General features: G+C 61.2%; 18 protein-coding genes. 11 read left to right on the forward strand and 7 right to left on the reverse strand.

Annotated elements, in window-relative coordinates; translation table 11 throughout:
- Positions 1 to 4 precede the first annotated feature (4 nt).
- The 4 genes from ACTJLA_RS20055 (at position 5) to ACTJLA_RS20070 (ending at position 3,002) form a co-directional block, all read left to right on the forward strand.
- On the forward strand, positions 5 to 745 hold the full coding sequence (locus tag ACTJLA_RS20055) for a 5-oxoprolinase subunit PxpA (protein ID WP_054898996.1): 741 nt from the start codon (positions 5 to 7) through the stop codon (positions 743 to 745).
- The gene (locus ACTJLA_RS20060) at positions 742 to 1,446 is read left to right on the forward strand and encodes an allophanate hydrolase subunit 1 (protein WP_314549625.1); all 705 of its coding nucleotides are present in this window, start codon (positions 742 to 744) and stop codon (positions 1,444 to 1,446) included. Before ACTJLA_RS20055 ends, ACTJLA_RS20060 begins: the two co-directional genes overlap by 4 nt.
- Positions 1,443 to 2,354, forward strand: a complete 912-nt coding sequence (locus tag ACTJLA_RS20065; RefSeq protein ID WP_054919978.1) for a biotin-dependent carboxyltransferase family protein — start codon at positions 1,443 to 1,445, stop codon at positions 2,352 to 2,354. Before ACTJLA_RS20060 ends, ACTJLA_RS20065 begins: the two co-directional genes overlap by 4 nt.
- A gap of 105 nt (positions 2,355 to 2,459) precedes the next feature.
- Positions 2,460 to 3,002 (forward strand): hypothetical protein, encoded by a 543-nt coding sequence (locus ACTJLA_RS20070; protein WP_252950348.1) that lies wholly within the window; start codon positions 2,460 to 2,462, stop codon positions 3,000 to 3,002.
- A gap of 42 nt (positions 3,003 to 3,044) precedes the next feature.
- Here the strand turns inward: ACTJLA_RS20070 and ACTJLA_RS20075 are convergent, their stop codons facing one another.
- The 3 genes from ACTJLA_RS20075 to ACTJLA_RS20085 form a co-directional block, all read right to left on the reverse strand.
- Positions 3,045 to 4,223 (reverse strand): vWA domain-containing protein, encoded by a 1,179-nt coding sequence (locus tag ACTJLA_RS20075; RefSeq protein ID WP_003189625.1) that lies wholly within the window; start codon positions 4,221 to 4,223, stop codon positions 3,045 to 3,047.
- Complete coding sequence (locus ACTJLA_RS20080) at positions 4,223 to 5,068, reverse strand: AAA family ATPase (protein WP_003189627.1); 846 nt, start codon at positions 5,066 to 5,068, stop codon at positions 4,223 to 4,225. Before ACTJLA_RS20080 ends, ACTJLA_RS20075 begins: the two co-directional genes overlap by 1 nt.
- Before the next feature lie 213 nt (positions 5,069 to 5,281).
- Positions 5,282 to 6,358, reverse strand: coding sequence for a DUF748 domain-containing protein (locus ACTJLA_RS20085; protein ID WP_054898991.1), 1,077 nt, complete (start codon positions 6,356 to 6,358; stop codon positions 5,282 to 5,284).
- 127 nt (positions 6,359 to 6,485) lie between these two features.
- Here ACTJLA_RS20085 and cysK point away from each other — a divergent pair, with 127 nt between their 5' ends.
- Together cysK and ACTJLA_RS20095 are read left to right on the forward strand one after the other, a co-directional pair.
- The gene (gene cysK / locus ACTJLA_RS20090) at positions 6,486 to 7,460 is read left to right on the forward strand and encodes a cysteine synthase A (RefSeq protein WP_003189630.1); all 975 of its coding nucleotides are present in this window, start codon (positions 6,486 to 6,488) and stop codon (positions 7,458 to 7,460) included.
- A 248-nt stretch (positions 7,461 to 7,708) separates the two neighbouring features.
- On the forward strand, positions 7,709 to 8,647 hold the full coding sequence (locus tag ACTJLA_RS20095) for an aspartyl/asparaginyl beta-hydroxylase domain-containing protein (RefSeq protein ID WP_005786126.1): 939 nt from the start codon (positions 7,709 to 7,711) through the stop codon (positions 8,645 to 8,647).
- Between the two features lie 177 nt (positions 8,648 to 8,824).
- On the opposite strand, the gene acnA is transcribed toward ACTJLA_RS20095, so the two are convergent.
- Positions 8,825 to 11,566: an aconitate hydratase AcnA gene (gene acnA / locus ACTJLA_RS20100; RefSeq protein WP_314549642.1), complete on the reverse strand. Its 2,742-nt coding sequence runs from the start codon at positions 11,564 to 11,566 to the stop codon at positions 8,825 to 8,827.
- A gap of 196 nt (positions 11,567 to 11,762) precedes the next feature.
- On the opposite strand from acnA, the gene rlmM reads away from it, so the two are divergent.
- Both rlmM and tusA read left to right on the forward strand, forming a co-directional pair.
- Positions 11,763 to 12,839 carry a 23S rRNA (cytidine(2498)-2'-O)-methyltransferase RlmM gene (gene rlmM, locus ACTJLA_RS20105; RefSeq protein ID WP_054898799.1) on the forward strand — a complete coding sequence of 359 codons (1,077 nt, stop codon included), beginning with the start codon at positions 11,763 to 11,765 and terminating at the stop codon, positions 12,837 to 12,839.
- A 129-nt stretch (positions 12,840 to 12,968) separates the two neighbouring features.
- On the forward strand, positions 12,969 to 13,214 hold the full coding sequence (gene tusA, locus ACTJLA_RS20110) for a sulfurtransferase TusA (RefSeq protein ID WP_054898798.1): 246 nt from the start codon (positions 12,969 to 12,971) through the stop codon (positions 13,212 to 13,214).
- Here the strand turns inward: tusA and ACTJLA_RS20115 are convergent.
- Positions 13,211 to 14,605 (reverse strand): MATE family efflux transporter, encoded by a 1,395-nt coding sequence (locus ACTJLA_RS20115; protein WP_014717502.1) that lies wholly within the window; start codon positions 14,603 to 14,605, stop codon positions 13,211 to 13,213. The genes tusA and ACTJLA_RS20115 overlap by 4 nt on opposite strands.
- A 250-nt stretch (positions 14,606 to 14,855) precedes the next feature.
- Here ACTJLA_RS20115 and pdxB point away from each other — a divergent pair, with 250 nt between their 5' ends.
- Complete coding sequence (gene pdxB, locus ACTJLA_RS20120) at positions 14,856 to 15,998, forward strand: 4-phosphoerythronate dehydrogenase PdxB (protein ID WP_314549654.1); 1,143 nt, start codon at positions 14,856 to 14,858, stop codon at positions 15,996 to 15,998.
- 154 nt (positions 15,999 to 16,152) lie between these two features.
- Here pdxB and ACTJLA_RS20125 read toward each other — a convergent pair whose 3' ends face one another.
- Positions 16,153 to 16,326 carry a PA1571 family protein gene (locus ACTJLA_RS20125; protein ID WP_014717504.1) on the reverse strand — a complete coding sequence of 58 codons (174 nt, stop codon included), beginning with the start codon at positions 16,324 to 16,326 and terminating at the stop codon, positions 16,153 to 16,155.
- Between the two features lie 214 nt (positions 16,327 to 16,540).
- On the opposite strand from ACTJLA_RS20125, the gene ACTJLA_RS20130 reads away from it, so the two are divergent.
- A complete protein-coding gene (locus ACTJLA_RS20130) occupies positions 16,541 to 18,349 on the forward strand; it encodes an ABC transporter ATP-binding protein/permease (protein WP_236281220.1) in 1,809 nt (602 codons plus the stop codon).
- Between the two features lie 133 nt (positions 18,350 to 18,482).
- On the opposite strand, the gene ACTJLA_RS20135 is transcribed toward ACTJLA_RS20130, so the two are convergent.
- Complete coding sequence (locus tag ACTJLA_RS20135; RefSeq protein ID WP_054919957.1) at positions 18,483 to 20,411, reverse strand: transglycosylase SLT domain-containing protein; 1,929 nt, start codon at positions 20,409 to 20,411, stop codon at positions 18,483 to 18,485.
- Between the two features lie 213 nt (positions 20,412 to 20,624).
- Here ACTJLA_RS20135 and ACTJLA_RS20140 point away from each other — a divergent pair, with 213 nt between their 5' ends.
- A complete protein-coding gene (locus ACTJLA_RS20140) occupies positions 20,625 to 22,547 on the forward strand; it encodes an ATP-binding cassette domain-containing protein (RefSeq protein WP_440841971.1) in 1,923 nt (640 codons plus the stop codon).
- Positions 22,548 to 22,589 lie beyond the last annotated feature (42 nt).

A 22,589-nucleotide genomic window follows, 5' to 3' on the forward strand; every position in this document is an offset into this window, starting at 1 on the left:
CACCGTGAGCCGCCTGCTACTGAACTGCGACATCGGCGAAAGCTTTGGTAACTGGACCATGGGTCTGGACGCCGAAGTCATGCCGTTCATTGATTGCGCCAACGTGGCCTGCGGCTTCCATGCCGGCGACCCGAGCATCATGCGCAAGACCGTCAGTCTGGCGTTCAAGCACGGCGTACAAGTGGGCGCCCACCCGGCCTACCAGGACCTGCAAGGCTTCGGCCGGCGCTCCATGAACTACACGCCGCAGGAAATCCAGGACCTGTTGCACTATCAGATCGGCGCGCTGGACGGCATCTGCCGCGCTCAGGGCGGGCGCGTCAGCTATGTGAAACCCCATGGTGCGATGTACAACGACATGATGGCCAACCCCGCGCAGTTGCGTGCGGTGATCCAGGCCGTGGCCGCCTACGGCGACCTGCCGCTGATGCTGCTGGCCACCCGGGATAACCGCGCTGCCCAAGCGTTGGGTGATGAATACGGGGTGACGCTGTGGTTCGAAGCCTTTGCCGACCGTGCCTATGACAGCAAGGGCCATCTGGTTTCCCGCCAGTTGCCCGGCGCGGTGCACCACGACAGCGAAACCATTGTGCAGCAGGCCCTGACCCTTTCCCGTGGCGAATCGCTGATTGCCAGCGACGGCAGTTCATTGGTACTCCAGGCCAATACCCTGTGTGTGCATGGCGACAACGCCAGCTCGGTGGCTGCCGTGCAGCGTATCCGTGAAGCGTTGAAAACAGCATGAGCCCACGCATCGAAGTGGTGGCGATCGACTGCCTGATGGTGCGTCTGTTTGACGTGATCGCCGAAGCCAACATGCCGTGGATGCTCGCGGCTACCGAGCGCCTGCGCAATGGCTTTGGCTTGGCATTGGTGGACCTGGTGCCGTCCTACACCACCTTGATGGTGCATTACGATCTCACTGCGCTAACCCCGGCCCAGGCCCGGGCGCTGATTGACCAGGCCCTCGCCGATCTGCAACCCCAGGCCCAGGGCAGCGGCCAGTGCCATGTGTTGCCAGTGTGGTACGACCTGAGTGTCGGCCCGGAACTGACCTTGCTGTCCCAGCGCAGCGGGCTGGCCGTGGAGGAGGTGATCCGCCGCCACAGCGCCCACGAGTATCAGGTGTTCGCCCTGGGCTTTGCCCCTGGGTTTGCCTTTATGGGGCTGGTGGACGAAGTGCTCGCCACCCCACGCCTCAACACGCCGCGCAAACGCGTGGCCGCTGGCAGTGTCGGTATCGCCGAACGGCAGACCGCCGCTTACCCGGTGGTGTCCCCAGGCGGCTGGAACCTGATCGGCCGCACACCGGCCAAACTGTTCGACCGTGAGCGCGACGGCTACAGCCTTATGCAGCCCGGCGACACGGTGCGCTTCGAAGCGGTCAGCCACGCGCAATTCATCCACTTGGGTGGCGACGACACGCCGCTGGAGGCGCAGGCATGAGCCGCTTGATCATCGAGGCCAGCACGCCGCTGTGCCTGTTGCAAGACGGCGGGCGATTCGGCGTGCGTCATCTGGGCGTGACCCAGGGCGGCGCGCTGGATTGGGTGTCGATGTCCTGGGCCAACTGGCTTTTGGGCAATGCCCTGGATGCGCCGGTGGTGGAGATCACCCTTGGGGGCTTTACCGTAGAGGCTGAGGATTATTGCCTGCTGGCCTTGGCCGGTGCGGACCTGGGCGCCTATGTCGATGAGCGGGCGATAAGCCCCGGTCGCAGTTTTATCCTGCAAAAGGGCCAGCGACTGCGCTTCACCCAGCCGTGCAATGGGGCACGCGCTTATCTGGCCGCGCCCGGTGGCTTTGATGCGCAGACTGTACTGGGCAGTTGTGCCACGGTCGTGCGCGAGGCATTGGGCGGGGTGGACGGTTTCGGCAAAGCCTTGGCCGAAGGCGGGCGGTTGGCTTATTCCGGTACGGGCGGTGCAATGAAGGTGCTGGCCAACCCGGATGTGCAATCCGCTGCATCACTGGACGTGATCATCGGCGCGCAGATAGGCCAGTTCAGCGGGCAGAGCCTGTTTGATGCCTTCAACGCCGAATGGTCTCTGGACAGCCGTGCCGACCGTATGGGCGTGCGTTTGCTCGGCACGCCATTGCAGTATCAGGGGCCGTCGTTGATTTCCGAAGGGATACCGTTGGGCGCGATCCAGGTGCCCCCGGATGGGCAGCCGATTGTGTTGCTCAATGACCGGCAGACGATCGGTGGTTATCCGCGGTTGGGCGCGTTGACGCCTTTATCCTTGGCGCGGCTGGCGCAGTGTTTGCCGGGGGAGAAGGTGCGGTTGGCACCGGTGGTGCAGGAGGCTGCGCATCGGCAGCACATAGAGTATTTACGCAGGTTTTCAGCGTAAGTGGGTTTTAAAGATGAGTCCTACGACATTGCAGAATTTTGTCGTCTTTGCCCCAGCGCACAGCCATGCAAGCCTTGATTGGCTTATTCACTATCAGGCTTTGCTATGCGCTATTTGAAGATATATGCCCAGGATGTACTCGATAACGATATTCCGGATGTGGTCTATCTGGAGTTTTATGACACCGCCCAAACCCCCGCGCTTGTGCATCGGGCAACGGCATTTGATATTACTGACGATGGCCAGTTTGACTGGATTATTGCGGATGATCTCAATCAAGACGGCATTGTCGACAAGGTTGACCAGGAGATGGCACTGGAGTTTTCCCAGCTGTTTCTGGCTTTCCAGTGGTTCAGTCTTGATGAGCCCTTTGACAAATACCTGAAGGTGTTTGCCGGCGACTTCGATGACAACGGGATTCCTGATACGGTACGGCTGCACTTCCACCAGGGCGAGGGAGACCCTCGAGATGAAACCATCGTCTATTCGGCGGCGGTATACAGCGACGGGAATGGTCAAGGGGCCAGTGTTTCGATCAATCAGGATGTGAACAACGACGGGAAAGTAGACCGCCAGGATTCTGAACTGATCAAACAGTTCGCTGCGCTCTTTCTCAGGTTTTCCTGGGTCGACAACGAGCACTGCTGAGTGCCGTGCCTGTAGCCGATAGCATCGGCTACAGGCCAGGGTTCACTTGGATAGAAAACGCATGCCCTCTTCAAGCCCGCGCAGCGTCAGCGGATACATTTGATCCTCCACCAACTCCCGCACAATCCCCGTCGACGCCGTATAGCCCCAGGTATCTTTCGGGTAAGGGTTAATCCAGATCAGCTTCTTGTACTTGGCCATGAAACGCTGCATCCACACATACCCGGGCTCCTCGTTCCAATGCTCGACGCTGCCACCGGCCTGGGTGATTTCATAGGGCGCCATGGCTGCATCGCCGATAAAAATCACTTTGTAGTCGGCGCCGTATTTGTGCAGCAGGTCTTGGGTGGAGGTGCGTTCGGAAGTACGGCGCTGGTTGTTCTTCCACACCGATTCGTACACGAAGTTGTGGAAGTAAAAATATTCCAGGTGCTTGAACTCGGTCTTGCACGCGGAGAACAGCTCCTCGCAGATCTTCACGTGGGCATCCATCGAGCCGCCGATGTCGAACAGCAGCAACAGCTTGATAGTGTTACGCCGTTCGGGGCGCATCTGGATATTCAGCAAGCCGGCATCGCGGGCGGTGTGGTCAATGGTGCCGTCGATATCCAGCTCTTCGGCCGCGCCCTGGCGCGCAAACTTGCGCAGGCGGCGCAGGGCGATCTTGATGTTGCGCGTGCCCAGTTCCACCTGGTCGTCGAGGTTCTTGTACTCGCGCTGGTCCCAGACTTTCACCGCCTTGCCCTGACGCTTGCCGGCGTCACCGACGCGAATGCCTTCGGGGTTGTAGCCGCCAGAACCAAAGGGGCTGGTGCCGCCGGTGCCGATCCACTTGTTGCCACCGGCGTGGCGTTCTTTCTGTTCTTCCAAGCGTTTCTTGAACTCCTCGATCAGCTTGTCGAGGCCACCCAGGGACTGGATCTGCGCGCGTTCCTCATCGCTCAAGGAACGTTCGAATTCCTTGCGTAGCCATTCTTCGGGGATCAGCGCCTGCAGGTGGTCGTCGAGCTTTTCCAGGCCGTTGAAATAGGCGCCGAAGGCCCGGTCGAACTTGTCGAAATGCCGCTCGTCCTTGACCAGGATCGCCCGGGCCAGGTAGTAGAACTCGTCCATGTCGGCGAAGGTCACGCGCTGTTTGAGCGCGTTGATCAGGTCGAGCAGCTCGCGCACCGACACCGGTACCTTGGCGGCACGCATTTCGTTGAACAGGTTGAGCAGCATCAGCGATTACCGCGACGGCTCATGAACGCCAGACGCTCCAGCAACTGCACGTCTTGCTCGTTCTTCACCAGGGCGCCAGCCAGGGGAGGGATGGCCTTGGTCGGGTCGCGCTCGCGTAGCACTGCTTCGCCAATATTGTCGGCCATCAGCAGCTTGAGCCAGTCGACCAGCTCGGAGGTGGAAGGTTTTTTCTTCAGGCCCGGCACCTTGCGCACATCGAAGAACACGTCCAGCGCTTCGCTGACCAGGTCTTTCTTGATGTCCGGGTAGTGCACATCCACGATCTTTTGCAGGGTGGTACGGTCGGGGAAGGCGATGTAGTGGAAGAAGCAGCGGCGCAGGAACGCGTCCGGCAGCTCTTTTTCGTTGTTGGAGGTAATGATGATGATCGGGCGCTTCTTGGCTTTGATGGTCTCGTCGATTTCGTAGACGTAGAACTCCATCTTGTCGAGTTCTTGCAGCAGGTCGTTGGGGAACTCGATGTCGGCCTTGTCGATTTCATCGATCAGCAGGATCACCCGCTCTTCTGATTCAAAGGCTTCCCACAGCTTGCCCTTCTTCAGGTAGTTGCGCACGTCGTGCACCTTGTCCACGCCCAGTTGCGAGTCGCGCAGGCGGCTGACCGCGTCGTACTCGTACAGGCCCTGGTGCGCCTTGGTGGTGGACTTGATGTGCCAGGTGATCAACCTGGCACCGAAGGATTCGGCCAGTTGCTCGGCAAGCATGGTCTTGCCGGTGCCCGGTTCGCCCTTGACCAGCAGCGGCCGCTCCAGGGTGATGGCGGCGTTGACGGCCAGTTTCAGGTCATCGGTAGCCACATAGGCCTGGGTGCCTTCGAACTTCATCGGTCATTCCTCGAATTCATCAATGGCCTGACTATACCGCGCAGCCCCGGCGACTGTGAACGCAGACGGGGCATTCAGTCTCTGAATGGCGGGTCACATCAGCCCTGGCCCATGCAGGAAGTGTGGGAGCTGGCTTGCCTGCGATGACGGTGTATCAGTGACAGATGAGTTGGCTGACNCACCGCCATCGCAGGCAAGCCAGCTCCCACAAGGTTAATCAGCGCTGGGCTTGGGCTGTTCGTAACGAGCATTGAACGCCTGGATGAACCCATTGCGCAGAATCGCGATCACCGCAGAAAACGCACTGACATTTTGCTGATGCACGCTACCGCTCAGCTCTACACGGGTGGCGAACTGGTTTTTACGCTGGTTTTTCAGCACGGTTTCGCTGGCGCCCACCACGGCTTCCCAGATCGAACGGAAGATATTCTTGTCCTGGTTTTCAACGTCTTGTTGCCAGTCGAACACCTCCACATCGCGCAGCAGCGGCTTGATGTAGCCGGTGAGCCGGCCATTTTCAGCCTGGGCTTCGATCACCACATCGCCCGTGCCAGCCTTGAAGTCGAACTTGCCATAGGCAGAGGCGAAGTCATTCATGCGTTTTAGTTGCAGGTCGCGGGCGCGGAAGCGGAACTCGAACTCTTCGAAATCGCTCAGCGGGTCAAAGGTGGCGTTGGCTTCTAGAGGCGCCTGGCCTTGCAGCAGTGCCTTGCCTTCAAAGCGTGCATCGCGCTTGCCTTTGACATCCACCACATTGGTCAGGTTATAAAAGCTGGCGTTGACCGCAGTGGCGTTGATATTCACCTGGGGCTTGGAGCTGAAGTTATGGAAGGCGATCTCGCCGTCTTCGATGCGCACTTCATTGAGGGTAATCGGCAGCAGCTTGCGCAGTTGTTCCTGCCAGTCGGTGCCCTTACCGGTCTGGGACGCCTGTTTGTTGGCCCCGCCGTCGACGAAGTTGATCTGCGGGCGCACAAAATGCCCCTCGGCCACGACGGCATGGTCGTACCACAGCGAATGCCAGCTCACTGCGAACTCGATCAGCGGCGCCTTGACGAACGGCACCGGGACCTTGCCGTCCACCTTGACGATTTGCAGGCCGTTGATCCGGTATGCGCCGCGCCATAGCGCCAGGTCCACATCGGCAATCTCGCCGCGGTAATCGCCCATATTGGCGAGTTTGTCGTTCAGGTAGTTGCGTACCAGGTAGGGCAGCGCGATGTGCACGGCAATCAGGACCAGCACCAGAGCGGCGATTGTCCCTAACGGCCAACTGTAGCGACGTTTCATTGGGCAGTTCTCCTAGCTTGTAGGGGATTGACTGTTCTGATCGTCGCAACGTTCCTCCTTCTGGACGCTTGGGAGCACGAGGCATACCCTTGGGGCCTTTCCCAAAGTCTCGACAACAGGAATCGCCATGAGCCGCATCTTCGCAGACAACGCGCACTCCATCGGTAATACGCCTCTGGTTCAGATCAACCGCATCGCACCGCGTGGCGTGACGATCCTGGCCAAGATCGAAGGGCGCAACCCGAGTTATTCGGTCAAGTGTCGCATTGGCGCCAGCATGGTCTGGGATGCGGAAAGCAGCGGCAAGCTCAAGCCGGGCATGACCATTGTCGAGCCGACTTCGGGCAACACCGGTATCGGCCTGGCGTTTGTCGCCGCCGCCCGTGGCTATAAATTGCTGCTGACCATGCCGTCGTCCATGAGCCTTGAGCGCCGTAAAGTGCTCAAGGCTCTGGGCGCCGAACTGGTGCTGACCGAGCCGGCCAAGGGCATGAAGGGCGCCATCGACAAGGCTGCCGAGATCGTCGCCAGCGACCCGGCCACCTACTTTATGCCGGCCCAGTTCGATAACCCGGCAAACCCTGCGATCCACGAGAAAACCACCGGCCCGGAAATCTGGAACGACACCGATGGCGCCGTGGACGTGCTGGTGGCAGGCGTGGGGACCGGCGGCACGATCACCGGAGTATCACGCTATATCAAGAACACGGCGGGCAAGCCGATTCTGTCGGTGGCCGTGGAACCCATGGTTTCCCCGGTGATCACCCAGGCCTTGGCGGGTGAAGAGATCAAACCCAGCCCCCACAAGATCCAGGGTATCGGCGCCGGTTTTGTGCCGAAAAACCTCGACCTGTCGATGGTCGACCGCGTGGAGCTGGCGACCGACGAAGAGTCCAAGGCCATGGCCCGACGCTTGATGCTGGAAGAAGGCATCTTGTGCGGGATCTCCTGTGGCGCCGCCATGGCCGTGGCCGTGCGCCTGGCCGAGAAGCCGGAGATGCAGGGCAAGACTATTGTGGTGATCTTGCCGGACTCCGGTGAGCGCTACCTGTCGAGCATGTTGTTCAGCGATTTGTTTACCGAGCAGGAAAACCAGGCCTGATCTTAAGGGCAACCCTGTGGCGAGGGAGCTTGCTCCCGCTGGGTTGCGCAGCGGCCCCATTATTCNATTCTGGGAGCGCTTCGCACTCCAGCGGGAGCAAGCTCCCTCGCCACAAGGTTGATGTATGTCACCCGGTCGGTCTGGGCCTTCTGCATAATGGCTCAAGTGTTTATCATGGCCGGCTGTTACGTCTGGTTTCCCATTGACGGAAATTTGCTGGCCAGGCGCTTATTTCCAGGAGTTGCTGCATGACCTTTTCTTTGGCCGCCAAACTGTCGGTGTTGCTGCTGTTCATCGGCAGCACGCTGTATGTGCACCTGCGTGGCAAGGCCCGTTTGCCGATGTTGCGTCAGTTCGTCAACCATTCGGCGCTGTTCGCCCCATATAACGCCCTGATGTACCTGTTTTCCGCGGTGCCGTCCAAGCCCTACCTGGACCGCAGCAAGTTCCCGGAACTGGATGTGCTCAAGGACAACTGGGAAGTGATCCGCGAAGAGGCCATGCACCTGTTCGACGAGGGCTACATCCGCGCCGCCGAAAAGAACAACGACGCCGGTTTCGGTTCGTTCTTCAAGAAGGGCTGGAAGCGTTTCTACCTCAAGTGGTACGACAAGCCGCTGCCATCGGCCGAGGCGCTGTGCCCCAAGACCGTGGCGTTGGTGAGCAGCATCCCTAACGTCAAGGGCGCGATGTTTGCGCTGTTGCCGGGCGGCAGTCACCTCAACCCGCACCGCGACCCGTTTGCCGGTTCCCTGCGTTATCACCTGGGGCTGTCCACGCCGAACTCCGACGACTGCCGTATCTTCGTCGACGGCCAGGTCTACGCCTGGCGCGACGGTGAAGACGTGATGTTCGATGAAACCTACGTGCACTGGGTGAAAAACGAAACCGAACAGACCCGTGTGATCCTGTTCTGCGACATCGAGCGGCCACTGAGCAACCGCGTGATGACCCGCATCAACCGCTGGGTCAGCAAGCAACTGGGCCGCGCAACCGCACCGCAGAACCTCGATGACGAGCGCGTGGGCGGCATCAACCAGGCGTACGCCTGGAGCAAGACCTTCAGCGACAAGTTCAGCGGCCAGGTCAAACAGTGGAAGCGCAAGCATCCCAAAGCCTACCGCATTGCGCGGCCGGTGCTGGCGGTGGTGGTGCTGGTGCTGCTCTGGAAGTGGTTGTTCGGCTAAACCGCACACCGTAAAAAGGCGCTGTATCGAAAGATACAGCGCCTTTTTCATGCCTGGAATGTGATCAAGACTGTGGGAGCTGGCTTGCCTGCGATGGCGGAGTATCAGCNATAAAAATGTTGGCTGACCCACCGCTTTCGCAGGCAAGCCAGCTCCCACCTTTGATCTGCGTTGCTCTTAAGAGGCGATCAACTGGCGCAGCACGTAGTGCAGAATCCCACCGGCCTTGAAGTACTCCACTTCATTCAAGGTATCAATCCGGCACAGCACCTCAACCTTCTCGCTGCTGCCATCCTCCCGCGTGATCACCAGCGTCAGGTTCATTCGCGGCTCGATCTCGGCAGCTGTCAGTCCGAGGATATCGATCTTCTCCTTGCCGGTGAGCTTGAGTGTCTTGCGGTTCTGATCCAGCTTGAACTGCAACGGCAACACGCCCATGCCTACCAGGTTGGAGCGGTGGATACGCTCGAAACTCTCGGCGATCACCGCCTTGACCCCTAGCAGGTTAGTGCCCTTGGCCGCCCAGTCGCGGCTGGAGCCGGTACCGTATTCCTGGCCGGCGATCACCACCAGCGGTGTGCCCGAGGCCTGGTACTGCATGGCGGCATCATAGATCGCCATTTTCTCGCCCGTAGGGACATACAGCGTGTTACCGCCTTCTTCGCCGCCGAGCATTTCATTGCGGATACGGATATTGGCGAAGGTGCCGCGCATCATCACTTCATGGTTGCCCCGGCGTGAGCCGTAGGAGTTGAAGTCACGCGGCTCCACGCCCTGTTCGCGCAGGTAGCGTCCGGCCGGGCTGTCGGCCTTGATATTGCCGGCAGGGGAGATGTGGTCGGTGGTTACCGAATCCCCCAGCAGGGCCAGCACGTTGGCGCCCTTGACGTCCTCGATCACCGGCAGCGGGCCAGCAATGTCGTCGAAGAACGGCGGGTGCTGGATGTAGGTGGAATCCTGCTGCCATACGTAGGTGGCTGCCTGCGGTACTTCAATGGCTTGCCATTGCTCGTCGCCGGCAAACACTTCGGCATATTCCTTGTGGAACATGCTGGTGCTGACTTGGGCCACCGCTTCGGCGATTTCCTGGCTGCTGGGCCAGATGTCCTTGAGGTACACCGGATTACCCTGCTGGTCATTGCCCAGCGGCTCGCTGCTGATGTCGATGCGCACGGTGCCGGCCAGCGCGTAGGCGACGACCAGGGGGGGCGAGGCCAGCCAATTGGTTTTCACCAGTGGGTGCACGCGGCCTTCGAAGTTACGGTTGCCGGACAGCACCGAGGCCACGGTGAGGTCGGCCTTCTGGATGGTTTTTTCGATCGGCTCGGGCAGGGGCCCGGAGTTGCCGATACAGGTGGTGCAGCCGTAGCCCACCAGGTCGAAGCCAAGCTTGTCCAGGTACTGGGTGAGGCCCGCAGCCTTGTAGTAGTCGGTGACCACTTTGGAGCCCGGCGCCAGGGAGCTTTTCACCCAGGGCTTGCGGGTCAGGCCTTTTTCCACGGCTTTTTTCGCCACCAGCCCGGCCGCCATCATCACGCTGGGGTTGGAGGTGTTGGTGCAGGAGGTAATCGCGGCGATCACCACCGCGCCGTTTTTCAGGCGATAGGTGTTGCCTTCGTATTCATAATCCGCCTCGCCGACCAGATCGGCATTGCCCACGGCAACGCCGCCTCCGCCCTCGCTTTCCAGGCGGCCTTCTTCTTTGCTGGTGGGCTTGAATTGCAGGTCGAGAAAATCGCTGAACGCTTGGCCTACGTTCGGCAGGGCGACGCGGTCCTGGGGGCGTTTAGGCCCGGCAAGGCTGGCCTCGACAGTGCCCATGTCTAGGGCCAGGGTATCGGTGAACACCGGCTCCTGGCCTGCGTTGCGCCACAGGCCTTGGGCCTTGGTATAGGCTTCCACCAGCTTGACCGTCTCAGCCGGGCGGCCGGACAGGCGCAGGTAGTCCAGGGTCACTTCATCCACCGGGAAAAAACCACAGGTCGCGCCGTATTCCGGGGCCATGTTGGCGATCGTGGCACGGTCGGCCAGGGGCAAATCGGCCAGCCCGTCGCCGTAGAACTCGACGAACTTGCCCACCACGCCTTTCTTGCGCAGCATTTGCGTGACGGTCAGCACCAGGTCGGTGGCGGTGATGCCTTCCTTGAGCTTGCCGGTGAGCTTGAAGCCGATCACTTCCGGGATCAGCATCGACACCGGCTGGCCGAGCATCGCCGCCTCGGCTTCGATCCCGCCCACGCCCCAGCCCAATACGCCGAGGCCGTTGATCATGGTGGTGTGGGAGTCGGTGCCTACCAGGGTGTCGGGGAAGGCGTAGGTGCGGCCGTCTTCTTCTTTGGTCCACACGGTGCGGCCCAGGTATTCGAGGTTGACCTGGTGGCAGATGCCGGTACCCGGCGGTACCACGCTGAAGTTGTCGAAAGCGCTCTGGCCCCAGCGCAGGAAGGCGTAGCGTTCGCCGTTGCGCTGCATCTCGATATCGACGTTCTGTTCAAAGGCGCTGGTGCTGCCGAACTTGTCGACCATCACCGAGTGGTCAATCACCAGGTCGACCGGTGACAGCGGGTTGATGCGCTGCGGGTCACCGCCGGCCTTGGCCACGGCGGCGCGCATGGCGGCCAGGTCGACCACCGCGGGTACCCCGGTAAAGTCCTGCATCAGCACGCGAGCGGGGCGGTACTGGATCTCGCGGTCGGACTGGCGTTCTTTGAGCCAGGCGGCGATGGCCTTGAGGTCGGTGCCGGTGACGGTCTTGGCGTCTTCCCAGCGCAGCAGGTTTTCCAGCAGCACCTTGAGGGACATCGGCAGCTTGTCCAGGTCACCCAGGCTCTTGGCGGCTTCGGGCAGGCTGAAGTAGTGGTAGGTTTTGCTGTCTATTTGCAGTGTCTTAAGGGTTCTCAGGCTATCAAGGGATGACATTACATGACTCCTTATGGTCCGCACGGCTACGGACCTGACGGGACGAACAGAGCTATCACGTTAGCGCTGTTTTCATTAGCAGGCTAATAACTGGACTCTATCGCTGAGTCCAAGGTTCCGAACTCGGCTATCATGCGCGCGTTTTCATGACAGGTATTGCGATAGCGCAACGCCGGTTGATTCACCAGGAGATTCAATGAACACCCTTTTTATGCACTGCCGCTCGGGTTTTGAAGGCGAAGTCTGTTCCGAGATCGCGGAGCACGCCGCGCGCCTGAACGTTTCCGGCTACGCCAAGGCCAAGACCGGCAGCGCCTGCGCCGAATTTGTCTGCACCGAAGAAGACGGCGCCCAGCGCCTGATGCACGGCCAGCGCTTTGCCGAGCTGATCTTCCCCAGGCAGTGGGCGCGCGGGGTGTTTATCGACCTGCCGGAAACCGACCGCATCAGCGTGATCCTCGCCCACCTGCGCGAGTTTCCGCTGTGCGGTAGCTTGTGGCTGGAGATGGTCGACACCAATGACGGCAAGGAACTGTCGAACTTCTGCAAGAAATTCGAAGTGCACCTGCGCAAAGCCCTGCTTAACGCCGGCAAGCTGGTGGACGACCCGAGCAAGCCGCGCCTGCTGCTGACCTTCAAGAGCGGCCGCGAAGTGTTCATGGGCCTGGCCGAGTCGAACAACTCGGCGATGTGGCCCATGGGCATCCCGCGCCTCAAGTTTCCGCGTGATGCGCCCAGCCGCTCGACCCTCAAGCTGGAAGAGGCCTGGCACCACTTCATCCCCCGTGACCAGTGGGACGAACGCCTGCACGGCGACATGACCGGCGTCGACCTCGGCGCAGCACCGGGCGGCTGGACCTGGCAACTGGTCAACCGTGGCATGCTGGTGACCGCCATCGACAACGGCCCCATGGCCGAAAGCCTGATGGACACCGGCCTGGTGCAACACCTGATGGCCGACGGCTTCACCTTCGTGCCCAAGCAGCCGGTGGACTGGATGGTCTGCGATATCGTCGAGAAACCTGCGCGCAACGCGGCACTCTTGGAAACCTGGATTGGCGAAGGGCATTGCCGCGAGGCGGTGGTGAACCTGAAGTTGCCGATGAAGCAGCGTTACGCCGAGGTGAAGCGTCTGCTGGAGCGCATCGAAGAGGGCTTCAAGGCGCGCGGCATTCGTGTGGAGATCGGCTGCAAGCAGCTCTACCACGACCGCGAAGAGGTGACCTGTCACCTGCGCCGCCTGGTAGACGTAAAGAAATCCAAAGGCCGCTGATATTAAATGTGGGAGCTGGCTTGCCTGCGAAAGCGGTATTACAGTCGAAGTTTATGTTGAATGTGCCCCCGTCATCGCGGGCAAGCCCGCTCCCACATTGTTGAGCGGTGCCAGTTTTAGGAGTGAAGTATGAGTCTTGAACAGCCTGTCGACGGCACCCTCGACGCCACCGGCCTCAACTGCCCGGAACCCGTGATGATGCTGCACCAGCACATCCGCGACCTGCCGGCGGGCGGCCTGCTCAAGGTCATCGCGACCGACCCGTCGACCCGTCGCGATATCCCCAAGTTCTGCGTGTTTCTCGACCATGAACTGGTGGATCAGCGGGAAGATGCTGGCACCTACCTGTACTGGATCCGCAAGAAAGCCGATTAAGCCTGCGCCTTTTCGGCCCGAATGCGTCGGCGTGCACTGCGCGCCAGGCGCACCACCAACATCCCCGCCGCACAGCTCAAGCCCACGATCAGCCCTTGCCATAAACCGCTCGGGCCGCTGGGCTCGCCGAGCCAGTTTGTCAGGCCCAGGGCGTAACCTACCGGCAGGCCCACGCCCCAATAGGCGAACAAGGTCAGCACCATGGTCACCCGGGTGTCCTGGTAGCCGCGCAATGCGCCGGCGGCGGTGACCTGGATCGAGTCAGAGAACTGGAACAGCGCCGAGAACACGATCAGCATCGACGCCAGGTGGATCACTACCGGGTCGGGGGTGTAGATCGCTGCAATCTGCTCGCGAAACAACAGCATCAAGCTGCAGGAAAAGCAGGCATACGCCAGTGCGGTGCCCATGCCGACGCCGGCGGCGAAGCGTGCTTCCCGAGGTTCGCCGCGCCCCAGCGCCTGGCCGACGCGCACGGTGACGGCCATGCTCAGGGAATAGGGGATCATGAACACCAGGGAGCTGACGTTCAGCGCGATCTGGTGACCGGAGACCACCGTGGCGCCCAGGCTGCCGATCAACAAGGCGATCACCGCAAAAATACTCGATTCGGCAAAGATCGCCACGCCTATCGGCAGGCCAATGCCCAACACGCGCTTGATCACCGCCCACTGCGGCCAGTCGAAGCGCTTGAATAATTCGCTGCTTTGATAGGCCGCGCCCCAGCGCGTCCAGATGGCCAGGCCGATCATCATCACCCACATCGCAATCGCGGTAGCCCAGCCACAACCCACGCCGCCCATGGCCGGTACGCCCAAGTGGCCGTAGATGAAGATGTAGTTCAGCGGAATATTCAGCGCCAAGCCGCACAAGCCCATGACCATGCTCGGCCGTGTGCGGCCCAGGCCGTCACTGAAACAGCGAAACACGTAGTACAACGCCACCGCCGGCATACCGGCGGCGATGCCGTGCAGGTAGCCCATGGACGGCTCGATCAAGTCGGGTTCGACCTTCATCGCATGCAGGATCGGCTCGGCGCATAGCAACAACAGCGCCCCTGCGATGCCAACCACGACGGCCAGCCACAATGACTGACGCACCAAGGGCCCGATCTCGCTGAACTGGCCCGCACCGTAGCGCTGGGCGACTTTCGGCGTGGTGGCAAGCAGAGTGCCGGTCATCAACAGGTACACCGGGATCCAGATCGAATTACCCAGGCCCACCGCCGCCAGGTCCTGCGGGCTCACGCGCCCGGCCATCACCGCGTCGACGAAGCTCATCGCGGTGGTGGCCAGTTGGCCGATCATGATCGGCAAGGCCAGCGTCAGCAGGCCGCGCACTTCCCGGCTGATGCGGGCGGGGCGGGAGAGGGTAGCGGTGGCAGTGTTCACGTACAGGTGTCCAATAGAAAGGCAGTCGCAAGGACGGCGGATTCTACGCGTTGACGCAGCGGTCAGGAAAAAACCTGTGTTAGGGATTTGTAAGCGATGCGCCCAGGCCAGCGCTGACCCCTGTGGGAGCTGGCTTGCCTGCGATGCGGGCACCTCGGTCCATCAGGCAAACCGGGTCGATGCAATCGCAGGCAAGCCAGCTCCTACACAGGATCTTCTGTACACTGCCAATCCGCCAAAGGAGCCTGCCATGCTGATTGTTGCCGACGAAAATATCCCGCTGCTCGATGCATTCTTCGAAGGGTTTGGCGAGATTCGCCGCGTGCCCGGCCGTTCCATCGACCGCGCCACCGTCGAGCAGGCCGATGTACTGCTGGTGCGCTCGGTGACCAACGTCAACCGTGCCTTGCTTGAGGGCAGTAACGTGCGCTTTGTCGGCACCTGCACCATCGGCACCGACCACCTGGACCTCGACTACTTCAGGCAAGCGGGTATCCAGTGGTCCAGCGCGCCCGGCTGCAATGCGCGTGGGGTGGTGGACTACGTGCTTGGCAGCTTGCAGACCCTGGCTGAAATCGAAGGCGCTGACCTCAAGCAGCGTACCTACGGCATCGTCGGCGCGGGTGAAGTCGGCGGGCGCTTGGTCAAGGTGCTCAAGGGCCTGGGCTGGAATGTGTTGGTGTGCGATCCGCCGCGCCAGATTACCGAAGACGGCGACTACGTCAGCCTGCAGCAGATCATCGAACAGTGCGACGTAATCAGCTTGCATACGCCGCTGATCAAGTCCGGCAACGGTTCTACCTGGCACCTGCTTGATCGCCAGCGCCTGGAACAGCTCAAGCCGGGCACCTGGCTCATCAACGCCAGCCGGGGCGCGGTGGTGGACAACGCGGCCCTGCGCGAGGTGTTGCTGGCGCGCGAAGACCTGCAAGCGGTGCTGGACGTGTGGGAAGGCGAGCCCGAGGTGGACGTCGACCTGGCTGACCTGTGCGTGCTGGCCACGCCGCATATTGCCGGCTACAGCCTCGATGGCAAGCAGCGTGGCACCGCGCAGATTTACCAGGCGCTGTGCGCGCACCTGGGCCAGGAACCGAGTATTCGACTGAGTGATTTGCTACCGGCCCCCTGGCTGGCCGAGATGCACCTGCATCCTGAGACTGACCCGGCCTGGGCGCTGGCGACCTTGTGCCGCAGTGTGTACGACCCACGCCGTGACGACGCGGATTTCCGCCGCAGCCTGGTGGGCACCGTGCAGGAACAGCGCCAAGCCTTCGACCTGCTGCGCAAGCACTATCCGGAGCGTCGCGAGATCGATGGCTTGAAGGTGCGCATCAAGGGGGAGTCGGCGGTGCTGTCACAGATCGTGACTGCTCTGGGTGCCGAACACCTATAACTGTAGGAGCGAGCTTGCTCGCGAAAAACGTCAACGATAGCGCAGCGTTTCTGATTTAACGCGGCGCCCTCAGGTTTTTCGCGAGCAAGCTCGCTCCTACAGGGGGCACAAAAAACCCGGCCACTTGGGCCGGGTTTGAAAGAGCGTGGGCGCTTCAGCCTTGCTGGGCAGGCTTGACCAGTCGCTGTTCCAGCTCGCTGCAGGCTTGCTGGATCATTTCTTCGGTAATCTGCACTTCCCGGCCCTTGGCATCGATATACGAGCAAGGCAGCTGCTGCGGCTGGCGGATCACTTCAATCTTGGCGTCGCTGCTATTTTGCAAGGTCATGGCCTGTCTCCTCATCAGGTTGTGTACCTACTTTAATTCCCCCACATGAACGCGCTGTTACAACTCCTTACACGCTCGTCGGTTCGAACACCCAGTCCACCAGAAACCGGTACATATTTCCAGATGAGTCTTAGACCGATAGCCTCTAGCGGCCTGCATCGGTGGGCATAATTAACCTGACTCATTGTTATTTGTGCAAGTTCCCCCAATGTTGATGTATAGACTCTCCATTGGTGATCCTTCCATGTTCTCAATCCGTCAACGCCGTGCGATTCGCCTGGCCAGCCGCTTTATCGCGCCCTACCGCTGGCAGGCGCTTGGCGCACTGTTGGCGCTGATCGTCACCGCTGGCATCACCTTGTCCATGGGGCAGGGCATACGCCTGTTGGTGGACCAGGGCTTCATGACCCAGTCGCCGCATCTGCTCAACCAGTCTATAGGCCTGTTCATGCTGCTGGTGCTCGGCCTTGCCGTGGGCACCTTCACGCGGTTTTACCTGGTGTCGTGGATTGGCGAGCGGGTGGTGGCCGATATTCGTCGGCAGGTGTTCAACCACCTGATCTACCTGCACCCCGGCTTCTACGAGAACAACCGCAGCTCGGAAATCCAGTCGCGGCTGACCACCGACACCACCTTACTGCAATCGGTGATCGGCTCATCACTGTCGCTGTTTTTGCGCAACGCCCTGATGGTGATCGGCGGCATCGTGTTGCTGTTTATCACTAACCCCAAGCTCACCAGCATCGTGGTGGTGGCGTTGCCGCTGGTGCTGGCGCCGATTCTGATCTTCGGGCGCCGTGTGCGCAGCCTGTCGCGTTTGAGCCAGGACCGTATCGCGGACGTCGGCAGCTATGTCGCCGAGACGCTGGGCCAGATCAAGACCGTGCAGGCCTATAACCATCAGGTGCAGGACGAACAACGCTTTGCCGTCACCGTCGAGGACGCCTTTGTCACGGCACGTAAACGCATCTTGCAGCGTTCCTGGCTGATCACCCTGGTGATCATGCTGGTGCTCGGCGCGGTAGGCGTGATGCTGTGGGTGGGCGGCATGGACGTGATCAGCGGACGCATTTCCGGCGGTGAGCTGGCGGCGTTCGTGTTCTATAGCCTGATTGTCGGCAGCGCCGTCGGCACCCTTAGCGAAGTGCTTGGCGAGTTGCAGCGTGCCGCCGGGGCAGCCGAGCGTATCGGTGAGCTGTTGCAGTCAGGCAACGAGATCCAGGCGCCGGCCACTGGCGGCGTACGTTTGCCGGAACGGGTCAGTGGCCGCATGGAGCTGCAGGACCTACGCTTTTCCTATCCTTCGCGACCGGACAGCTACGCCATCGACGGCTTGAACCTGACCATCAACCCGGGCGAAACCCTGGCGTTGGTAGGGCCGTCCGGTGCGGGCAAGTCGACGATTTTCGATCTGCTGCTGCGCTTCTACGACCCCCAGCAAGGCCGAATCCTGCTCGAAGGCCAGCCGCTGACCGAGCTAGACCCCCTGGACCTGCGGCGCCACTTCGCTCTGGTGTCCCAGAGCCCGGCGTTGTTCTTCGGCAGCGTCGAGGACAACATCCGCTACGGCAACCCGTCCGCCACCACCGCCCAGGTGGAAGCCGCCGCGCGTATTGCCCACGCCCACGACTTCATCCTGCAAATGCCCGACGGCTACCAAACCCACCTCGGCGAAAGTGGCCAGGGCCTCTCCGGCGGTCAGCGCCAACGCCTGGCCATCGCGCGCGCCTTGCTGGTCGACGCGCCGATCCTGCTGCTGGACGAAGCCACCAGCGCCCTCGACGCCCAGAGTGAACACCTTATCCAGCAAGCGCTGCCGCAGCTGATGCAGGGGCGCACCACGCTGGTGATCGCCCACCGTTTGGCCACGGTGAAGAATGCCGACCGCATTGCGGTGATGGACCAGGGCAAGCTGGTGGCGGTGGGCACGCATCAGCAGTTGATTGCGAGCAATCCGCTGTATGCGCGGTTGGCGGCGTTGCAGTTCAGTGATGGAGATGAACAGGTGAATCAGCGCCCATAAAAAATGCCCGCATCTTTCGATGCGGGCAATGAAACCTCTGTAGGAGCGAGCTTGCTCGCGAAAAACTCACAGGCGCCGCGTTTATCCAGGAAGCACGCGTTAGCGTTGACGTTCTTCGCGAGCAAGCTCGCTCCTACTGGTCGTCGAAGTACCGCTCATGCCAATCCACCAACGGCTGCGGTGAGTTGAGCTTCTGCCCGTAGATCACCGAATAAGACAGCACGTTCTGCACATACTGGCGGGTTTCGTCGAAGGGGATGCTTTCCACCCACACGTCGAAACTCAGGTGGTCTGCGCCGCGCAGCCATTGGCGCACGCGGCCTGGGCCGGCGTTGTAGGCAGCGGAGGCGAGCACGCGGTTGCCGTTGAACTGGCTGTGCACCTGGCTCAGGTAAGCAGCGCCGAGCTGGATGTTTTTATCCGGGTCCAGCACCTGGGCCGGGGAGGCCAGGGGGATGCTGAACTTGCGTGCGGTTTCCTTGGCGGTGCCGGGCATCAGTTGCATCAGGCCGCTGGCGCCGACGCCGGAGCGGGCATCGTCCATGAACGCGCTTTCCTGGCGGGTGATGGCAAAGATCCAGCTGGAGTGCAGGCCGCGTACCTTGGCTTCGCGCACCAGGGTGTCGCGGTGGGCCATCGGGAAGCGGATGTCCAGGTCGTCCCAGTACTGCGCCTGGCTGATGGTGCGGATGGCCGGAAAGTACCACTTCATGTCGTAGGCCAACTTGGCCTGGGCGACCATCTCGTCACGGTTGAAATGACGGCTGACGTGGTACCACTCACGGCGACCGTCGACGATCTGGCCACGGGCGTAGAATTCCAGGGCACGCCGCACCCCAGGAGTATTGCGCACCTTGTTGACCAGCGCCTGGCTCATCACCAGCGGCTTGTTGTTCAACTGGTAAGGGGCTTTGGAGCGGTCAGCAGCGAGGAAACCGTAGAAGTCCCGCTCCTTGGCCACGTTTTTGTACAGCACCAAAGCCTGCGGGTTTTTCGGCTCGGCCAGCTCCAGGCTGCGTGCCTGCCAGTAGCGCCAACGGTTGGTGGTGGCCAGGTCCTGTGGGAGTTTGCGGGTCAACTGGTAGGCGTCTTCCCAGCGCGCCAGGCGCAACAGCAGGCGCAGACGCCACTCTGAAACCGTATTGTCGCGCAACTCGGGGTCGTACTTGGTCATGACCTCCAGCGCACGCGGGTCGAAGCGCTTGGCCAGGGTCAAGCCGATCTCGCGGGCAATCGACACCTTTTCGTCACGGGAGAAGTGCATGCTGCTGGCGTAGCCATCGAGCAGCGACATGGCTTTGTCCGGATCCTGGCGCGCCAGGCGACGCAGGCCCAGGCCCACGGCGTCAGACATGGCCTCGGTGGCCGGCTGGAAGCGTGACGGGTCGCTGAGCATGTCTGGCTTCTGTGCCACATCCACCATCAGGCGGCCCTGGGCGCCAAGAGTCGGCAGGGTTTTGACCAGGCTGTTGGCCAGCGCGTAGTTACGCGCTTCGGCGGCGAGCTTGGCGCGGTCCCAGATCTTCTGCTCGGTGAGTTGGCCGGCAGCGGCCCATTGGCCAAACGTGACGTCACAGGCGGCTGGCTGGGATTTGCCGGTCATCCACAGTTTTTCGGCGGTCTTGTAGCCTTCGGCCTTCAGGTTGTGGCTGAGCTGGTATTGGCCATGCAGGCAGTCCAGCTCGACGAAATTGAGCTTGGTGTCGTAGTACTTTTCAAAAGTCTGCCAATCGCCGCGTTCGGCCAGCCAGCGCAGCCAACGCAGTTTCATCCAGTTGGCCTGGGGCAGGTCGCCGTGTTTGGCGAGGAATTGTTCGATTTCCTCGTTACTTGCGGTTTTCAGGCGCGCGGTCAGTTCGTCATAGGCCAGATAGGGCGTGAGCGGGTAGTCGGCCAGGGCCTGGCTGTATTGCATGTAAGGGCCGGTGTCGCCCTTGGCCAGGGCGCGTTTGGCTTGATCGTAATACTGGCGTTGAGTGGTGAGATCCACCGCCTGGGCGGATTGAACGGCAGTGGCGGAAAGGAGCAGACAAGACAAAAAGTTGAAAAGGCGACTGCGCATGAGACGTCCGTGCAGAGAAATCACGACTAGCACCGGCACCGCCGACACTGATTGCCCCTAGCTTAGCCTTTTGCCAGCGGCCCGCGAAAGCTTTGCCGGCTGGTTCGTTCAAGTTCGCCGGAAATGTCCTACAGAACGTGTCTATACAGAAAATCCCGACCGCATCCCACCTTCAACTCAGGTAGAATGCGCGCCCAGTTTTTGGAGAAGCGTATGACCCTGCTCAAATTCAGCGATGTGTCCCTTGCTTTCGGCGCCATGCCGTTGTTGGACAAGGTGTCCTGGCAGATCGCCCGTGGTGAGCGGGTGTGCATCATCGGCCGCAACGGCACCGGCAAGTCCAGCATGATGAAGCTGGTAAAAGGCGACCAGAAGCCCGATGACGGCTCTGTCTGGCGTGCCCCGGGCCTCAAGATCGGCGAATTGCCGCAAGAATTGCCCGTGGCCGACGGACGGACAGTGTTCGACGTGGTAGCCGAAGGCCTGGACGGCGTAGGCGAGTTGCTCGCGCAATACCATCACCTGGCACAGAACTGCGTCACCGAAGAAGACCTGGACAAACTGATGCACGTCCAGCAAGACCTCGAAGCCCGTGATGGCTGGCGCTTGCAGCAACTGGTGGACAGCACCCTGAGCCGTCTGCAACTGCCGGCCGACAAGACCCTCGCCGAATTGTCCGGTGGCTGGCGTCGTCGCGTGCTGCTGGCCCAGGCGCTGGTGTCCGAGCCGGACCTGCTGCTGCTCGACGAACCGACCAACCACCTGGACATCGGCGCCATCGCCTGGCTTGAAGAGGCCATCAAGGACTTCCAGGGCGCCGTGCTGTTTATCACGCACGACCGTGCATTCCTGCAGAGCCTGGCTACGCGCATCCTCGAGCTGGACCGTGGCGGCCTGATCGACTGGAACGGCGACTACGCCAGCTTCCTGGTGCACAAGGAAGCCGCCCTGGCGGCCGAAGAAACCGCCAACGCGCTGTTCGACAAGAAGCTGGCCCAGGAAGAAGTCTGGATCCGCCAGGGCATCAAGGCCCGTCGCACCCGTAACGAAGGCCGCGTGCGTGCCTTGAAAGCCTTGCGCGTCGAGCGCAGTGAGCGCCGCGAGCGTACCGGCAAGGCCAATATCCAGCTCGATACTGCCGACAAGTCGGGCAAGCAAGTGATGGTGCTGGAGAACGTCAGCTTCCATCACCCGGACGGCCCGTTCCTGATCAAGGACTTCTCCATGGTCCTGCAGCGTGGCGATCGTATCGGCCTGCTGGGCGCCAACGGTACCGGCAAGACCACCTTGCTCAAGCTGATGCTCAGCGGTCTGCAACCGACCAGCGGCAAGGTAGAGGAGGGCACTCGCATCGACGTGGCCTACTTTGACCAGTTGCGCCACCAGTTGGACCTGGAAAAGACCGTGATCGACAACGTCGCCGAAGGTCGCGACTTTATCGACATCGACGGCCAGAGCCGCCACGTACTCAGCTACCTGGGCGACTTCCTGTTCAGCCCGCAACGTGCGCGCACGCCGGTCAAGGCTCTGTCTGGTGGTGAGCGCGCGCGCCTGCTGCTGGCCAAGCTGTTCAGCAAGCCGGCCAACCTGCTGGTGCTCGACGAACCGACCAACGACCTCGACGTGGAAACCCTGGAACTGTTGGAAGAGGTCTTGCTGACCTTCAACGGCACCGTGCTGATGGTCAGCCACGACCGGGAATTCCTCGACAACGTGGTCACCAGCACCCTGGTTTTCGAAGGCGAAGGCAAGGTGCGCGAATACGTGGGCGGTTATCAGGACTGGCTGCGTCAGGGCGGCTCGCCGCGCCTGCTGGGCGTGACCGAGAGCAAGTCGGGCAAGGCCGACCTGAACACGGCGGTGGTGGCTCCGGTCGCTGCCGAAACGCCTGCACCGGCTGCTGAAGGTGCGCCTGCCAAGAAAAAGCTCAGCTACAAGTTGCAGCGTGAACTGGAAGCCTTGCCAGGCGATATCGATGCCAAGGAACAGCAGATCGCTGCGGTCGAAGCGGAAATGGCTGACGCCGGCTTCTACTTGCGCCCTGCGGCAGAAACCGCCAAGGTCATCGCCTCTCTGGAGACGCTGAACCAGGAGCTGGAAGCGTTGGTTGAGCGTTGGGCCGAGCTGGATGCCTGACTGATCGACCCGCAATAAAAAAGCCCGGCGCTCTTCTATGAG

Source organism: Pseudomonas sp. 22072, from assembly GCF_052046095.1.
Classification (GTDB): Bacteria; Pseudomonadota; Gammaproteobacteria; order Pseudomonadales; family Pseudomonadaceae; genus Aquipseudomonas; species Aquipseudomonas paracarnis.